Below are 15,552 nucleotides of genomic sequence, written 5' to 3'. Positions count from 1 at the left end.
TCGCGGCCCATGCAGCACCGTGAGAAATGTCCGGGCTTTTGGGGGCTACAACAGCCCTCTGATCACAACTCCGTATTTTGACAATCCCACCACCAGCCAGGGCTTCAATTGGAGGCCACATGAATCAGCAGACCCTGACCCGCGAAAGCGAAGAGTATCTTGAAGACCTAGCCGACGAGTTGAGCGTGCCACCGGGCCGCTATGAGCAGGCTGAAGGAAGATACAAGTCGCTTGGAGAGTGGCTCTCGCGCGATGCGTCGAGCGTCCGGATTTATGGACCGCACGTGTATGTCCAGGGCTCTTTTCGGCTAGGCACGACGATACGCCCAGCGAATGAAACCGAAGAATACGACATCGATTCTGTCTGCGAGTTCCGGAACCTTTCAAAGGGTTCCTTGACGCAACAGCGTCTGAAGGAGCTCCTTGGTGCTGAGATCGAGGGGTATCGAAGAGCACAGAACATGAGCCGCCCGCTGCGTGAGGGGCGCCGCTGCTGGGTTCTGCGATATGCCGATGGTGCTCAGTTCCATATGGACATCGTTCCAGCCGTTCCGAACGGGGAAAACGCTCGCGTTTTGCTGGAGGCTCGTGGACTCGACGCCCGCTGGGCCTCCACGGCAATCGCGATCACCGACAACGAGCATCCTACCTACACTTTTGTCTCTGACGAGTGGCCGCGGTCGAATCCGAAAGGATATGGCGAGTGGTTCAAAAGCAGAATGGCGGTCATTCTTGAGCGGCGGAAGCGTGCTATCGCGGAAAGTGCTCGTGCACGTGTAGAGGATATCCCGGACTACAAGGTCAGGACGCCTCTGCAAGCAGCCGTGATGATCCTGAAGCGCCATCGGGACCATAGCTTCGAAGGCCGCAAAGAGGTGCGGCCGATCTCGGTCATTATCACCACGCTGGCGGCGCACTCTTACAACGGCGAGGAAACCATAGGCCAGGCGCTAGCGGCGATCCTACAAGGGATGCATAGCCACATTCATATGCGCGGCGGCAAATATTGGATTCCTAATCCGACCGACGAGCTTGAGAATTTTGCTGATAAATGGGCGGACCACCCGGAGCGCGCGATCGCCTTCTTCAAATGGCTGGAAAAGGCCAAGGCTGAATTTGCCTTGGCAGCCCGTTCCAGCGACCGGAGGGTGATTACCGAGGAAATCAGCAAGGGCGTTGGCAATTCTCTTGCCGATCGCGCGGCGCGGCGCCGGCAGTCTTCGGGCAGCCCATCGCTTCTGAAAGCGGCATCCATAGCTCCGGCGACAGCCGGTCTATCGTTCCCAGATAAAAGTCGCGTGCCGACCGAACCGCAGGGATTTGGCAGCGAGCTATGATTTGGTGGCTCGACGATGTCGCGCGGGCACGGTCCGAGCGCGAGAATATAGCTGCGCTCGCCGAGCGTGTGAGTTGGCTCAGTGGCCTGCGTTGGCACCTGTCAGAAGGGGCGGCGCTCTCTGTTGATTTCGAGATCGAACACGCCGGTCAACACTATCCGCTTAAACTGACATATGCCGGGTTTCACCCGAACTCTCCGCCCAATGTCGTGCCCCGCGACGGGAGCCGCTTATCGAGTCATCAGTACGGCGCCGGCGGAAATCTCTGCTTAGAGTATCGCGCCGACAACTGGGAAACGTCCATCACCGGCGCGATGATGATCGAAAGCGCGCATCGGCTCATTGCCGGTGAACGCGAGGTCGATGCTCCTGAGTTGCCGTCGGCGCATTTTGTATCGCTTGGCCAAAGCCTCCGCGGAACCATCTTCCGGTTCTTGCTCACTCCTGGAACTGAGGAGAGCCTCAAGTCGCTGGATGCGGCTTTGTCCGCCGATATTGGTATTGCGGAAAAGCTCCATGCCGGCACGTTTGCCATAACTGTCACAGAGATTGCGGGCGCCGAATGCCATCGCGCTTGGCCCGCGGGCAACCGAGAGGTGAACAAGCGCGGGACGGCGATTCGGCTCCCTGATGGGATGGCTTTGCCTGCCGCAGAACAGGATGCGATCGCCCAACTGATGCGCGACCTGGGCTTGTCGGACAATGTCGAACAGGTCCTCGCTACCTCGGGCGAACTCGATCTGGTTGTCGTCGCGGGGAACGAAATTGCGCATTTCTACGCGTATGACGGAAGCGAACGACGGCTCTTCGGACGTTCTAAGACCATGAAGGTTAGTTCCTCAAAGCGGCTGCCTGAATCGTACGTGGGGCTTGCGGCGAAGAAGGTCGGGATCGTCGGCTGCGGATCGTTGGGATCCAAAGTGGGTGCCATGCTTACCAGGGCTGGTGTTCGAGAGTTCCTGCTGATCGATGACGACGTCCTGTTGTTTGACAACACGGTGCGAAACGAACTCGGCATCACAGCTGTAGGGGTTCATAAGGTCGATGCTCTCCGAGCTCGGATTATCGAGATCGCCGGTACAACCGAGGTCACCATTCGACGGGTAGCGTTGGGCGGTCAGGAGAGTGCCGATTCAACCGAATCGGTAATGTCGGCCTTGGGGACTTGCGACGTCATCGTCGACGCGACGGCCGACGCTCACTGCTTTAATTTCTGCTCCGCTGTCGCCAAGAACAGCCTGACGCCATTGGTCTGGGGGAAGGTTTATGGCGGCGGTATCGGCGGCCTGGTCGTGCGCGTCAGGCCAGGTTACGAACCGGAACCTCAACTCGCACGCAATCAAATTAGCGCATGGTGTGACGCTCAAGGAGTACCAGCACCAGTGGATGCTTCTGCGGAGCGCTACGCGACAATCGATGATGGTGGAGCGCCACTTGTCGCTGATGATGCTGAAGTCGCCATCATAGCAGGCCACATTGCTCGCTTCGTCACCGATGTGTTGACCCGTCCGGATGACAGCGCCTTTTCTGTGCCCGCCTACGCGATCGGCCTTCGCAAAGGCTGGATCTTCACGGAGCCCTTCGACACTCGGCCGATACGGCTGGTCGGCGTAGCTCCGTGGAAGGTTGAGCAGGATGCAGCAACGGCAGAAGAAAGTCTTGAAATGATACGAGAGCTCTTTCCGCAGGCGTTCAATGGCGACAATCAGCCTGCCGCGTGATCAACGAGCCCGATTTCGACGATGCCTGCGGCGTGCTGGAAATCGAGAGATTGGCGGGATCTTGATGGGCGAACAGATTGAAGCGGATCACTTCCGTATCGTCGACTTTTCCATCGACGAGACGAGTGGAACACCTGCGCATTTCGTCCGTAGCCCTGCGCATCATGTCGAGGCGCTCCAACGGTTTTACCAGCAGACGGGATCGGACTTTGCGCGGTTCAACTATCTGGGGGAATGGCATTCCCACCCGAGCTTTCCCGTTCTCCCAAGCCGAGAAGATCGTGTGTCTATGCAGCGCTTGGTTGAGGGCGAGCGAGATATCGATTTCTCAGCCCTGCTGATTGTTCGGTTGCGATACCTATTCGTCCTCGAAGCCGGCGCATACATGTTTGCAAGAGGCGCCGAGCCTCGCGACGTCGCGCTGACGGCGTAGGGGCGAGCAGTTTTCTGGCCGCTTCACCGGCTCCGCAGCGCGTTTCGCAGTCGTGCGACGACGCTCTCCTATTTGGCGACGAGGCAGTTCAACGCTTTAAGAGAACCCCGGCCCGTTCGAGTGTAGCTAGCACCGACCGACTGTTTCCAGCAATCGCGTCGGGTTCTGCAGAAGCCAGGAAGCAGGCGTGAAGTGGCTGTACAGGGGCGTCGGCTCCGGGAAGGACGTTGAAGTATGCCCCCGCAATCTTGACCTATTGCTCGGTGTTCCCGTCGGCCGCTTTGACTCGAAGAGACGGCGATCCCAGATTCTGAGAAAGGATCGTTCTTTAAATCAAACAAATGTTCTTCTAAAATGCGCTGAAAATGCGAAAGACGTTCCTTTCCTGGTTCGTTTCAGGGACTAATGCCTCGGTCTTTGAGAGGACGCGAATTCGAAACGCGTCGGCCAGGGGCGGAGGCGTTACGCCCGATATCGATCGTGCGCCGTAAGCCGCGACGTGAGCGGCTCTGCATCTTCCCAGCAGTAAATGTCGGTCCGAAGATATCGGAGCTCCTGGTCCCAGAGCTCTTCATTGATCTCGATCCACCACGCTCGGGGCCGACCGTCGCTTCCGTCAGACCAGCGATATCCTCGGCCTTTGAGGTGGTCCTTCATGTCGAAGGGCGCGTTCTCGGCATAAATCCGGACACGGCTCTGCTGGCTGGACTGCAGGAGGGCAAAGAATGGCCGATCGCCATGATCTCCTACCGGCCTCGCCAGTACCTCCAACAGCGCGTGACAATCGTCCGTCGCTCGGTGCCCCTCATGAAACAAGCCCGATTGGCCGACGAGGTAGCCGAGCTTGTTCCCTTCGAAGCCGAAATCCGCCCACGGGATTTCTCTGACGGAACACGCCCAGGCCTTGGACGCGAAGGTCACCGATAGCTTCTCACAGAACGGTCGATCGAACGCGGCGTTGTGCGCAATGATCAGGTCTGCCGGCTCAACCAGCGCATCGAGCGCTGCGATATCGATATCGAGCCCGGCAACCATCTCGTCGGTTATGCCCGTCAGCCGCGTGATTTCCGCCGGGATAGGCTCCGATGGCTGACGCAGGCCGCTGTAGACGCCCACGACATCGCCAATCACGCCCTCATCATCGTAGGTGAAAGCGACTGCCCCGATTTCAATGATCTCGTCCTTGGAGTGGCTCAGACCAGTCGTCTCAGTGTCGATCAGAATCGCGAGATTTGGGAACGCGCTCTCTACCCGCGGAACGATGGGCCGCGGCACAAGTTTCCGGAGGATCCGAAAGCGGCCGCTCAGCTCCAAGCGTTGAGCTGCTTCCTCATCGTCCCAACCGGCCACTGCAGGTGCCGCAGCCGGACGCTTCCTCGGTGCCGGCCTTGGCGCCTCCCGGTAACCCGGCGCGTCGTCGAACAGGTCGATTTGAGCGGAGCTGGTCTTCATGTCGAAGTTGTGTATGCCCTGCAGGGTCGGCGCGCCATAACGATAAACGGCGACATCTACTTCATCGGCAGGGAGCGCGCGGTAAGCTTGTTTCCGTCGGGATCGCGAAGGTAGGCAACGAAGGCTCCGTTTGGGCGCTCGCTAGGTGGGCTCTCGATCGCCGTACCGCCATGCATGGTGCCGGCTTTATGCCAGGCGAGGACATGGTCACGGCTCTCAGCGGCGATGCCGATGGTTCCACCATTGGCCACCGTTGCCGGATTGCCATCGATCGGTTTCGTGATCATCAGCCGACCACCCTCGTGGGAATAGATAAGGCGCCCACGGGCGTCCGCCTCGCCGGGCGCGCCTCCCAGCGCCGCAAATGTGGCGTCGCAGAAGGTACGTGACCGTTCGAGATCGTTGCTACCGATCATGACGTGAGTGAACATGCTTGTCTCCGAAGGGCCCTGTGCAACCAACATTGGCGGCGCTTGGAGCCGACGCAGGGCGTGATTCTATCCCAAGTCGAGATTACGCGAATTTCCTTCGCCAGACGCTAGCCGAAGGGGAACGGAGCTGCAGGCACGCGGGGAGGGCGTTCCTCCCCGCAATTTGCTTTCCACGGCTTGCGGCGGCCGCGCACGCAATAGGAAAAGCCCGCCGCTGAGGAAAGCGGCGGGCCTCTGACTTGCGTCAGGACTTGGCGGTTCCGGCGATCGCCGGGAAACTGGCTTTGCTCTCCTGTCGGACTGCGGCCGGTACATCCGCGGGACGCATCCAACCGGAGAGCAGGCAGGTGCCGCATGGCACCGCGCGGATAACGAGATAAGCGCAGCTTTGGTTCCCGCAAGCCGTTAGGTCGCGATCAATTGTCTTAGGAGGAACGGCAGCGGGCCTGGGAGCGTTCAATCTGCGCGCAGACAGTTGATGGAGTCACCCATGGCAGACGCTCGCAGCCCGGCAGTCGAGAGCCTCCGTAAGGAGCAGAAGTCTCAAGCGAAGCAGGAGTGGGAGCTGACGCCCGATCAGAAGCTTGAAAGGGCGCTGAAGGACACGTTTCCGGCGAGCGATCCTGTGGCTGAACAGGTGCCGATTACACCGGGCGCCGCGGAGGAGAAGAAATGATCCGGGCAGCGTTCTTCAGTTTGGCCGGCGCCTGGATTGCCGGAAAAGTGGACAGGGGCGAAATCCCCGAGCGGCTTGCGGTCCCGCTGACGATGTTGGCGACGCGGCTTCCAACGCCGCTGATCCTGGCTGGAGCACTAGGCTACGGCTGGTATCGCATGAGCCAGGAGGCGCGGGCGATGAGGGCGCGGGATGTGACGCCGGAACGCCGCGCACGCCCAGCAGCTCGACCTGCAAAGTCTCCGCGGAGCCGAGTGCGAAAGGGTACGAAACGAGCGCAGAAACCCGCTGGTGAGGCCGCAGATGTTTAAGCTGTTCATGGAGATGTCCATGTTGGCGTTCGAGGCACAGCAGGCCATCTGGCTCAGGAGCATGAAGATCGCCGCCGGCGGCCGTGCTGCGAAGCGCGAGACCAACCTGATGGTGAAGGAGAAGGTCACGGCGGCCCAGACCGCCGTGTTGAAGGCGGCCACCGGGACGGGACCTGTTGGTATTGCTCGCGGCTATCGGCGCAAGGTGCGAGCGAACGTCCGCCGCTTGTCGAAATAGGCTTCCGAGGTGAACTGGGTCGCCGTTGCCGGTACGCTCGCGGCGTTGTGCTCCACGATTAGCTTCGTTCCCCAGGCCTGGCGGATCGTGAAGACGCGGGACACGGGAGCGATTTCCCCCGTGACCTACAGCTTCACGGTGACGGGGTTCGCTCTCTGGACGGCCTACGGCGTAGGGTTGGGGGAGTGGCCGCTGATCGTCACCAACAGCATATGCTTCGTGTTGTCGGCCTTCATCCTCATGATGACGCTGTTGCCCCGGCCGAGAAAAGACGCCGTGGCCGACACGATCGATCCCAGGTCTTGAGTGCCCAGAATCCGCGATTGGGCTGTGGTGCGCGACTCGTGGGTATCCGGTAGCGGGTGTCGTTACCTGCTACCTGTTACCATGGCGGGCGGCCTTCGATGTGATCGCGCTCGGTCGTCTCTTTGCAGCGGGCGTCAGGCGCAGCGGCATTCCGCGTGCCAGCTAATCCACTCGGGACCGCTGTGCCGGAACGCGGTCAGAGGGGGACCTTGCCGCGCGCATCCTGTTCTCGCGTGAGTTGCCTTGGCTCCGACTCATGGGGGACTGGTCATCCGAGATCGGTTTGCCTCTTCTACGGCGGCGGGGGAACGACGCCGCGTGGAGACAAGTGATGCCGACTGGAACTGTGAAGTGGTTCAATGAGACCAAGGGGTACGGGTTTATCCAGCCCGACGATGGAGGGCAGGACGTGTTCGTGCACATCAGCGCCGTTGGGCGTGCGGGGCTGCAGACGCTGATGGAGGGGCAGAAGATTTCATACGAGCTCGTGGCGGATCGTAGGTCCGGGAAGAGCTCGGCGGACAACCTCCGGGTTTCCTGACCGGGTGTGCGCGTCAGAAGAGCAGCCCGCGAGGCTGCTCTTTTGCTATGCGACCGCCTGCGTTGGCTTGAGGTGAAGGGGAGGCGGAGGTTCTGGACCAGCGATGATTTAGAAGCCGATTATCGACATTCCTGTGGTGGGAATTGTTATGATGGCATCGGGTGAACAGCCTGACGGGAACGTCATCATCGGACTGGAAACCGCTTGGAAAGCGGATGTTCGCCTGTCGCTGAACCCTCAGACACTTCGCCGATCTGGAGGCGCTTTTGGCGCGGTTGAGCGCAGAGCAGGCCAAGCATCGGCCCATCCATTGACGGCGATGGCTCCAACCTACGCCTGAACGCTTCCGTTCAGCGCCACAGCCAGGCTGGGATGATCACTCCGACAGCCATCGCTGCGACGATCAGCGTTCTCATCCAGACGGCTCGCAGTCGAGACGAAAAAAGCCAAGTGCTCTGCATCAGAACCCACACCACTGCACGAGATTGAGGTATCAAACCTGAAAAAGTTGCTGTGGGTCAACTCCGCTTCTTTGGGTTTTGGGGGGGGTGCGCGCCTTGAATCGTTGATTCAACCCTCTTAACTGGGCTCCTGAAGCTAAGTCCGTTTCGTTGATAGCGGCCCGCTATTTTCAGGAGATCTCAATGGCCGAAGAACAGCATGACCTGATTGCTCTGGTAGCCGATATCGTCTCGGCCTACGTGTCGAACAACAGTGTCCCTGCGGGCGAACTCCCAGCGCTGATCGCTACGACCCACGCTGCGATCACCGGTCTTGGTTCGGAGCCGGCGGCGCCCGTCGAGGAAAAGCCGACGCCGGCGATTTCGATCAAGAAGTCCATTACGCCGGAGTTCCTGATCTGCCTCGAGGACGGCAAGAAGTTCAAGTCGCTGAAGCGCCACCTGCGCACCGCCTACGACATGTCGCCCGAGGACTATCGGGCTCGTTGGGGCCTGCCGCCTGACTATCCGATGGTTGCACCTGCATATGCTGAGGCTCGCTCGACACTGGCCAAGAAGATGGGCTTGGGACAGCAGCGGCGGAAAACCCCTGCGCGCGGCAAGACAGCCAAAGCCAGCTGACACCAGAGAGGACGATTTTTATGACCAAGAACGAACTGATCGCCGCGATCGCCGAAGACGCCGGCAAGTCCAAGGCCGACGTGTCGGCTGTCCTGGCTTCGCTTGCGGGCGTTGTTTCGAAGACGCTGAAGTCCGGTGGCGACGTGACGCTCGGCGGCGTCGGCAAGCTTTCCTCGGCGAAGCGCGATGCCCGTCAGGCTCGCAATCCCTCCACCGGCGCCATGATCGACGTCCCCGCAAAGACGGTCGTGAAGTTCAAGGTCGCCAAGGACCTTGCAGACGCTGTGGCGTGAGAAGATCAGCTTGATCTCGGGGCGGCCCGAACTGCGACGGCCGCCCTTCTGCCCATTGCGAGTAACCCGGGTGAAGCGCTAGTCGGGCGCATCAGCAAGTTACGAAGCCATGCCGTTTTCGTCATTTACAGATCCGGTGGATGTCGCTCGCGCCCAGGCGGCGCTAGACGCCGTCTGGGAGCAAGTTCGCGACTCCGTTCCCGAAAAGGATTGGGAGCAGCAGCGGACGCGACTCGCCTATATCATCGCGAGCTTCGCGCTGATCGCTGTCGATGAAGAAGATCTGATCTCTCGGGGGCTTAAGCAATTCCGACAGGCTCGGTAGAGTGGAGCGATCTGCGGGTCGCCTAAGCGCTTCCGCTCGCGGAGCGGTTTTCACCCTCAAGCTCCGAGCTGTTTTTCATCGCGCCGTCGCCTCAGGAAAGAGCATCTCCTTTTTCCAGTCCGCAGGCGGGTTCTTCAGCCGGCCGACCTTGCCCATGAAGTCAGTGAAAGAGCCAAGATTGAGCACGTCGGTGGTGATGCGCGTGGTCTTATCGGTAAGAATTGCGACGAGCTCTTCCTTGGAGGACCGATCCTTGGTGAGGCGCAGATAGGCTTCCGCCGCCGCACCCTTGTCATTACTCACCATTTCCGTCGCCTCCTTCAGCGCTGCGAGGAAGGCACCGTAGAGCTTCGGATTGTCGTTGCGGAACTTCGCTGTGGTGGCAATGACGTTGAACGAGATCGGGCCGCCGAGGATGTCGTCGGAATTGAGGATCGCCCGGATATTGGGGTCCTTGAGCTGAATATTCGCGTAGGGAGGCGACGAGAAATTGGCGACGATTTCGGACTTGCCGCCGAGCATCATCGCCGTCGCGTCCGGGTGCGAAAGCGAGACGGTCAGCCCGTCGAGCTTTTCGTATTCTTTGTCACCCCATTCCTTGGCGGCGGCAATTTGAAGTGCCGTAGCCTGCCCGGAAACTTTAACTCCCGGGACAGCGATGCGCTGATCGGGCTTGAAATCGCGGATCGACTTGATCGCCGGATCGCGCACATTGAGGGTCCAGGCCATTGCATTGATCCCGGTGGCGACGCGGACATCGACATTGTTGCGTGTGCGCGACCAGATCGTGATGATGCCGGTCGGACCGAGGCTGGCGAAATCCAGGCTGCCCGAGATCAAGGCGTCGTTCATCACGTCGCTGGAGCGGAAGGTCGACCAGTCGACCGTGACGTCCGGGAGACCGGCCGCCTTTGCGTGCTTCTCAATCAGCTTCTGGTCTTCCATCAGCATTAACTGGATGTAGCCGAGCCCGTATTGCTTGGCGACGCGGAGCGTCTTGGCTTCCGCCAACGCCGCGCTTGCGGTCCCCAAGAGGGCCAGGGCCGCGGTGGCGGCCATGAGCAGTCGCTTCATCTTTGTCTCCTGTTCTTGGCCCCGGCTGTACCGTGCCGGCGGCGCGCTTCATCCCATGCGATGCGAGGCGTTCTTCGCCTTCTGTCTTTGGTGGCGACCTCACGGCTCGGCCAGGAGGTCGAGCACCGTGACCTCCTTCTCTGCGACCATGGATTTGGTCGAGACGTCGAAATGCTTGAAATGCGGGCTGGCGCAGTGCGCGTCGAAGGCTGCCCGGTCGGAATAGATTTCGTAGAGTAGGACCATGTCCTTTGCGCCATCCGGCTGCAGAACGTCGAAACGCTCACAGCCGGGCTCGTCGCGGCGCGAAGCTTCAGCGTTTTCGATCATCAGCGGGAGGAAAGCGGACATCCGGCCATCGGTGATGCGGAAACGGACGAGAATCGTGAACTTGGCCATGCATGTCCTTGTTGCGTGAGGCGTGACGCTCAGACGTCGGACGCCTTCCAGTAAAAGTCGCCGACCTCGGCGAGATGAGCGCGCATCGCGTCCTCCGCGGCTTGCGGGTCACGGGCGGCGACGGCGCGGTAGATGCGCTCATGCGCTGCGCAGGCGGCCTGCGCAGCGCCGCGCGCCTTGAGCGAGGTAGTGCGCTGTTCGGTCAGCCATTCGGTGAGGCCTGTATGCAGCGCGGTGAAAATCGGGTTCCGGGTGATCTCAGCCAGCACGAAATGGAAGGCCACATCGGTACGTTCGAAGCCGCGCGGTTGCTCCAGGGCCGCCTTGTTCGCGGCCAGGGCATCCGCCAGCCGCACGATATCCTCTGGCGTCGCGGTCTCCGCGGCGAGGCGGGCCACGCCGACCTCGAACATCGTGCGAGCTTGCTGGAAATGATGAGCGCCGTCAGGGCGTGCCAAAAGATAGCGCGCGACACCTGAGAGTTCTTCGACCATTGTGCCGGCGCTGGGTTGGGAGACACGAGCTCGCTCGCCACTGCTGATTGCGATCAGACCCATGCGCTGCAGCGCGAACAGCGCTTCTCGGATGGCTGTGCGGCCGACGCCATAGGCCTCCATGAGTTCGCGCTCGGCCGGCAGCTGATCGCCTGGCGCGTAATGTCCGTCGGCGATCGCGGCTTCCAGTCGCTCGACGATTTCCTCGTAGAGCTTGCGGCGCCGGATCGGCCGCTGGTGGGGAATGATTGCGCCGGAAACCATGTTGCTTTCCTTGACGGGAGTGGTCGGCCGTACTTGCCCGACTTCAGCTTCCGGGCAAGGCGTGGACGTTATCGAAGAACAGCTCTTTCCAATCCTTCGGAGCCTTCTTCAAGCGGCCGGTTTCAGCCATGAAGCTCGCCATCTTCAAGGTCTGATGAGGCGTGACCGTCATCTCGACCTCGGGGGCGGCGATCATCGCGTAGATCTCTTCCACGCCCTCCTTGGTGCCAGTCATGCGCTGGTAAGTGGCCGCGGCGGCGCGCTTGTCCTTGTTGATCTGCTCGACCGCCTCCTGGAGACCCAGGACGAAAGCCTGGTAGGCCTTCGGATTGCCCTCGCGAAAGCGCTTGGTCGTATAGACGGCGGTATTCGTGGCTGGGCCGCCCAGCACATCGTAGCTGCTCAGCACCTTATGAACGCGCTGGTCACGCTTCTGCTGGTGTTGGAAGGGTAAAGCGGAGAAATGCGCCGAGATCACACCGGAGCCCGAGAGCAGAGTCGAGGTTGCCTCCGGGTGGGGCAGGGAGACGGTGAGCGGATCCAGCTTGGCGTACTCTTTCGCGCCGAACTCCTTGGCCGCCGCCATTTGCAGCAGCAGCGCCTGGTTGGAGACTTTCACCGTGGTCACGGCGATCCGGTCCTGATCGGTGAAATCCCTGATGGATTTGACCTTTGGATTGGTGGTCAGCAGCTCCATCGGCATGTTGACGATGGCACCGGCTCCCCTCACCTCCATCGCCGTACCCTGGGTACGCGACCATAGTGTCAGGAGGGACGGTACACCGCCGCTACCGAAGTCGAGCCCACCCGAAACCAGCCCTTCCGTGATTGCGCCGGGGTTGCCGAGCTTCACCCAGGTCACTTTTAGATTCGGCAGCCCGAGCGCCTGGGCGTGCTTCTCGACGAGCTTCCCATCTTCCATGATCATCAGCGGCAGGCTGCTGAGTCCGTATTGCTGAGCCGCCTTGATTTCGTCGACCTCCGCGCGCACCGGCCCGCTCGTGAGCGAAACCAGCGCGGCCATGGCCGCAAAGCCGAGAATCCGTTTCACCATTCCTCTCCCTATTTCTCTGCGTCGCCCGCTGATCGGGCTTGATCAGTGCTGCATGCCCCAGCGCTGAACGGTGCGCTTCTCAATGGCGCGGAAGATCACCGACTCCACGAACAAGCCGATCAGGATGACGGCCAGCAGACCCGAGAAAACTCGCGCGGTATCGAGTTCGGAGCGCGCCTCGAAGATGTACCAACCAAGGCCGCCCGAGCGGGACGACACGCCAAAGACGAGCTCTGCGGCGATCAGGGTACGCCAGGCGAAGGCCCAGCCGATCTTGAGACCGGCAAGGATCGCCGGAAAACCGGCGGGGATCAGGATGTAGAGCACGTAGCGCAGGCCTTTGAGGCCATAGTTGCGCCCGCTCATGCGCAGCACCTCCGGGACGGCGCGGAAGCCGGTCAGCGTGTTCAGCGAGACTGCCCACAGCACGGAGTGCACGATCACGAAGATGAGCGAGCCGATACCCAGACCGAACCAGATCAGCGCCAGCGGCAGGAGCGCGATCGCAGGCAGCGGGTTGAACATCGCGGTGAGCGTGTTCAGTACGTCAGTGCCGAAGCGCGTCGAGACGGCGACGGTGGTGAGTACGGCCGCCAGGATGAGCCCCGTGCCGTAGCCGTAGATCAGCGAACGCATCGAGGTCGAGACGCGGTCGATCAGGACGCCACTGGAGAGATCACCGATGAAGGTGGTGACGGTCTCGCCGAACGAGGGGAACAGCAGCGGATTGCCGAGCCAGCGCGCGTAGAGCTCCCAGACCACGGCCAGCGCGATCAGGATCCCGACTTTGCGCACGCCGTCATTGTTAAGGATGCGCTCCGTGGCAGAGAGCGGTCGCGCAACCTCGCCGATGCCGCTAGCGTCAGCGGGCTCGATCTCGAATTCGGGGCGGTGTGCAAGCGGCGCGCTTTCATTGCGTCCCAAGGCGGCCATGCTCATGAGTGGGTCTCCTCGTCCTGCTGAACGGGCCGGCCGAGTTCGTGCTCGAACAAGAGACCGTGGATCTTCTCGGAGAGCGCGCCGAAGGCGGGCGTTCCCATCGCGCCGAATCCCAGTTGCGAGGCGTCGAGCTCGGCTCGCACACGGCCAGGATGCGGTGACAGTACGAGAATGCGGGAGCCGACGACGATCGCCTCCTCGATCGAGTGCGTCACGAACATCAGCGTGAAGCGCACCTGCTCCCAGAGTTGCAGCAGCTCCTCCTGCATCTTCCGGCGGGTCAGAGCGTCGAGTGCGGCGAAGGGCTCGTCCATGAGCAGGATGTCCGGCTCCATCGCCATCGCGCGGGCGATCGCAACGCGCATCTTCATGCCCCCCGAGAGCATATGCGGATAGACATCGCGGAACTTGGTGAGCTTGACCTTGTCGATAACCGACAAGGCACGCTCCATCGCGTCCTTGCTCTTGAATCGACCCGAGACGCGCATCGGAAAGAGCACGTTCTCAAGCACCGTCTTCCACGGCATGAGCTGCTCAAATTCCTGGAAAACCATCATGCGGTCTGGGCCCGGCCCGACGACCTCGCGGCCACGCAAGCGGATGTGACCTTCCTCCGGCGTCATGAAACCGCCGACTGCCTTAAGCATCGTCGATTTGCCGCAGCCGGATGGGCCGAGGATGACGTAGCGATCCTGCTCATGGACAGCGCAATCGATCCGATAGGTCGCCGTCACGAGATGCTGCGGCGTCTTGTACTGGAGCGTTAGTCCCTCGACCTCTAGCAGCTTGGGCATCACGACGCCCGCTGGGGCGACTGACGCTCCGCCGACTGAGTCGGGAGCACGGGCGTGAAGCGGTCGTGGGTGTGCGATGGCTGACAATGTCACGCCCTTCTCCCTGAATTGTTCCTCGGTTGCCGCATGCTCGCGAGGCGGCTGCGGCTCATTTGTTGGTCTACGTGTAGACCTGTCATACCAGATGTGTCAAACCCCGGGGCAAGGCATCCGGCTGGAGATGCCGTCGATGCGGGATAGGGACACCATGGATAGCGAGAAGACCGTGACCGTGACCGAGGCGGCACTGAAGGACTTTTGTCGGGCGATGTTTACCCAGGTCGGCGTTCCCGAGAATGAGGCCGTCCTGATCGTCGATAACCTCGTCGAGGCCGATCTGCGCAATGTCGCCTCGCACGGCGTCGTCCGCCTACCGATCTATGTTCAGCGCATTGAGGATGGTGGTTCGAACCCGGCACCACAGCCGAAGATCATTCGCCAGACGCGGACCACCGCTGTGCTCGACGGCGACAACGGCATGGGCCAGATCGTCGGGATCCGAGCCATGGAAATCGCGATCGAAAAGGCGAGCGATGGAGACTGTGCCTTCGTGGCCGTGCGCAACAGCAACCATTATGGAGCCGCGTCGCACTATGCCGAGATGGCAGCGAAAGCCGACATGATCGGGCTGAGCTTCACCATCGGCGGCATCAACCACATGACGCCCTGGGGCGGCGCCGAGGCCATCCTCGGTAACAATCCCTTCGCCTTTGCCTTCCCCACTCGGGACGGTTTCCCGGTCGTGCTCGACATGGCCTGCAGCGTCGCAGCGCGAGGAAAGATCATCGTGGCGGCCAAGGACGGCACACCGATCCCGGCCGATTGGGCAAGTGGACCGAACGGAGCGCCGACCACCGATCCCGTCGAGGCGCTGAAGGGCTTCGTGCTGCCGGTTGGCGGGCCGAAGGGTTATGCACTGACGCTTGGCATCGGCCTGCTCAGCACAATGCTTTCGGGGGCCTATTTCGGCTCCGAGGTGACGCACATGTACGAGCAGACCACGACGCCGCAGAATGTGGGGCATCTCTTCGGCGTGCTACCAGTCGCAGCCTTCGAGGACCTTGACCACTACTACGCCCGCATGTCGAAGGCGCTGAAGGATATTCAGGGGACGAAGAGGGCTCCCGGCATCGAGCGCATCTACTTGCCGGGCGAGCGGGAGTATCTCGCTTTGGTCGAACGCCGGCGAAATGGCATCCCGCTCAATGCCGCCGTGTTCGATGAGCTCAACGAGGTCGGCGCCAAATTCGGCCTGTCCTTGGCTAAGGCAGCCTGAGCGATCCATCGGATTTCGTAAGGGGACTTGCCAAGCCTGCTCCATGCTCCTACTAACGCATCGGTTAACGTAT

18 protein-coding genes are annotated in these 15,552 nt (G+C 61.1%); 10 read left to right on the top strand and 8 right to left on the bottom strand.

Features of this window, described 5'->3' with window-relative positions:
* Nucleotides 1-119 precede the first annotated feature (119 nt).
* From ACODTJ_RS26900 to ACODTJ_RS26890, 3 genes are read left to right on the top strand one after another with little or no spacing between them, the layout of a single operon-like run.
* The gene (locus ACODTJ_RS26900) at nucleotides 120-1,337 is read left to right on the top strand and encodes a nucleotidyltransferase domain-containing protein (protein WP_488851003.1); all 1,218 of its coding nucleotides are present in this window, start codon (nucleotides 120-122) and stop codon (nucleotides 1,335-1,337) included.
* Nucleotides 1,334-3,058, top strand: a complete 1,725-nt coding sequence (locus tag ACODTJ_RS26895; protein WP_488851001.1) for a ThiF family adenylyltransferase — start codon at nucleotides 1,334-1,336, stop codon at nucleotides 3,056-3,058. Before ACODTJ_RS26900 ends, ACODTJ_RS26895 begins: the two co-directional genes overlap by 4 nt.
* Nucleotides 3,033-3,491, top strand: a complete 459-nt coding sequence (locus tag ACODTJ_RS26890; RefSeq protein ID WP_488851000.1) for a Mov34/MPN/PAD-1 family protein — start codon at nucleotides 3,033-3,035, stop codon at nucleotides 3,489-3,491. Before ACODTJ_RS26895 ends, ACODTJ_RS26890 begins: the two co-directional genes overlap by 26 nt.
* A 462-nt stretch (nucleotides 3,492-3,953) precedes the next feature.
* Here the strand turns inward: ACODTJ_RS26890 and ACODTJ_RS26885 are convergent, their stop codons facing one another.
* A complete protein-coding gene (locus ACODTJ_RS26885; protein ID WP_488850998.1) occupies nucleotides 3,954-4,943 on the bottom strand; it encodes a 3'-5' exonuclease in 990 nt (329 codons plus the stop codon).
* A 56-nt stretch (nucleotides 4,944-4,999) separates the two neighbouring features.
* Nucleotides 5,000-5,374, bottom strand: a complete 375-nt coding sequence (locus ACODTJ_RS26880; protein WP_488850996.1) for a VOC family protein — start codon at nucleotides 5,372-5,374, stop codon at nucleotides 5,000-5,002.
* Between the two features lie 490 nt (nucleotides 5,375-5,864).
* Between ACODTJ_RS26880 and ACODTJ_RS26875 the strand changes: the two genes are divergently transcribed.
* The 6 genes from ACODTJ_RS26875 (at nucleotide 5,865) to ACODTJ_RS26850 (ending at nucleotide 8,821) form a co-directional block, all read left to right on the top strand.
* Nucleotides 5,865-6,050, top strand: a complete 186-nt coding sequence (locus ACODTJ_RS26875) for a hypothetical protein (protein WP_488850994.1) — start codon at nucleotides 5,865-5,867, stop codon at nucleotides 6,048-6,050.
* A gap of 330 nt (nucleotides 6,051-6,380) precedes the next feature.
* Nucleotides 6,381-6,599, top strand: a complete 219-nt coding sequence (locus ACODTJ_RS26870) for a hypothetical protein (protein WP_488850992.1) — start codon at nucleotides 6,381-6,383, stop codon at nucleotides 6,597-6,599.
* A gap of 9 nt (nucleotides 6,600-6,608) precedes the next feature.
* Entirely contained in the window at nucleotides 6,609-6,905 is a 297-nt protein-coding gene (locus tag ACODTJ_RS26865; RefSeq protein WP_488850990.1) for a SemiSWEET family sugar transporter, read from the top strand.
* Between the two features lie 331 nt (nucleotides 6,906-7,236).
* On the top strand, nucleotides 7,237-7,446 hold the full coding sequence (locus ACODTJ_RS26860) for a cold-shock protein (protein ID WP_488850988.1): 210 nt from the start codon (nucleotides 7,237-7,239) through the stop codon (nucleotides 7,444-7,446).
* Nucleotides 7,447-8,090: 644 nt separating this feature from the next.
* Nucleotides 8,091-8,528 (top strand): Ros/MucR family transcriptional regulator, encoded by a 438-nt coding sequence (locus tag ACODTJ_RS26855; protein WP_488850986.1) that lies wholly within the window; start codon nucleotides 8,091-8,093, stop codon nucleotides 8,526-8,528.
* A gap of 20 nt (nucleotides 8,529-8,548) precedes the next feature.
* Nucleotides 8,549-8,821 (top strand): HU family DNA-binding protein, encoded by a 273-nt coding sequence (locus ACODTJ_RS26850; RefSeq protein ID WP_488850984.1) that lies wholly within the window; start codon nucleotides 8,549-8,551, stop codon nucleotides 8,819-8,821.
* A gap of 400 nt (nucleotides 8,822-9,221) precedes the next feature.
* On the opposite strand, the gene ACODTJ_RS26845 is transcribed toward ACODTJ_RS26850, so the two are convergent.
* The 6 genes from ACODTJ_RS26845 to ACODTJ_RS26820 all read right to left on the bottom strand — a co-directional run bounded on the left by ACODTJ_RS26845 (nucleotide 9,222) and on the right by ACODTJ_RS26820 (nucleotide 14,164).
* Nucleotides 9,222-10,220 (bottom strand): ABC transporter substrate-binding protein, encoded by a 999-nt coding sequence (locus ACODTJ_RS26845; RefSeq protein WP_488850982.1) that lies wholly within the window; start codon nucleotides 10,218-10,220, stop codon nucleotides 9,222-9,224.
* A 99-nt stretch (nucleotides 10,221-10,319) separates the two neighbouring features.
* Entirely contained in the window at nucleotides 10,320-10,619 is a 300-nt protein-coding gene (locus tag ACODTJ_RS26840) for a putative quinol monooxygenase (protein WP_488850980.1), read from the bottom strand.
* Nucleotides 10,620-10,648: 29 nt separating this feature from the next.
* On the bottom strand, nucleotides 10,649-11,377 hold the full coding sequence (nanR, locus tag ACODTJ_RS26835; RefSeq protein ID WP_488850978.1) for a transcriptional regulator NanR: 729 nt from the start codon (nucleotides 11,375-11,377) through the stop codon (nucleotides 10,649-10,651).
* Between the two features lie 43 nt (nucleotides 11,378-11,420).
* On the bottom strand, nucleotides 11,421-12,431 hold the full coding sequence (locus ACODTJ_RS26830; protein ID WP_488850976.1) for an ABC transporter substrate-binding protein: 1,011 nt from the start codon (nucleotides 12,429-12,431) through the stop codon (nucleotides 11,421-11,423).
* Nucleotides 12,432-12,473: 42 nt separating this feature from the next.
* Nucleotides 12,474-13,370, bottom strand: coding sequence for an ABC transporter permease (locus ACODTJ_RS26825; protein ID WP_488850974.1), 897 nt, complete (start codon nucleotides 13,368-13,370; stop codon nucleotides 12,474-12,476).
* On the bottom strand, nucleotides 13,367-14,164 hold the full coding sequence (locus tag ACODTJ_RS26820) for an ABC transporter ATP-binding protein (RefSeq protein WP_488850972.1): 798 nt from the start codon (nucleotides 14,162-14,164) through the stop codon (nucleotides 13,367-13,369). The genes ACODTJ_RS26825 and ACODTJ_RS26820 overlap by 4 nt, the downstream gene beginning before the upstream one ends.
* Before the next feature lie 247 nt (nucleotides 14,165-14,411).
* Here ACODTJ_RS26820 and ACODTJ_RS26815 point away from each other — a divergent pair, with 247 nt between their 5' ends.
* Nucleotides 14,412-15,479 (top strand): Ldh family oxidoreductase, encoded by a 1,068-nt coding sequence (locus ACODTJ_RS26815; RefSeq protein WP_488850970.1) that lies wholly within the window; start codon nucleotides 14,412-14,414, stop codon nucleotides 15,477-15,479.
* Nucleotides 15,480-15,552: the final 73 nt, after the last annotated feature.

The sequence above is a fragment of the Allobosea sp. FG18 genome (genome assembly GCF_057809495.1).
Note: the sequence above shows the minus strand (reverse complement) of the source record. Positions and strands in the feature narration are given on the sequence as shown.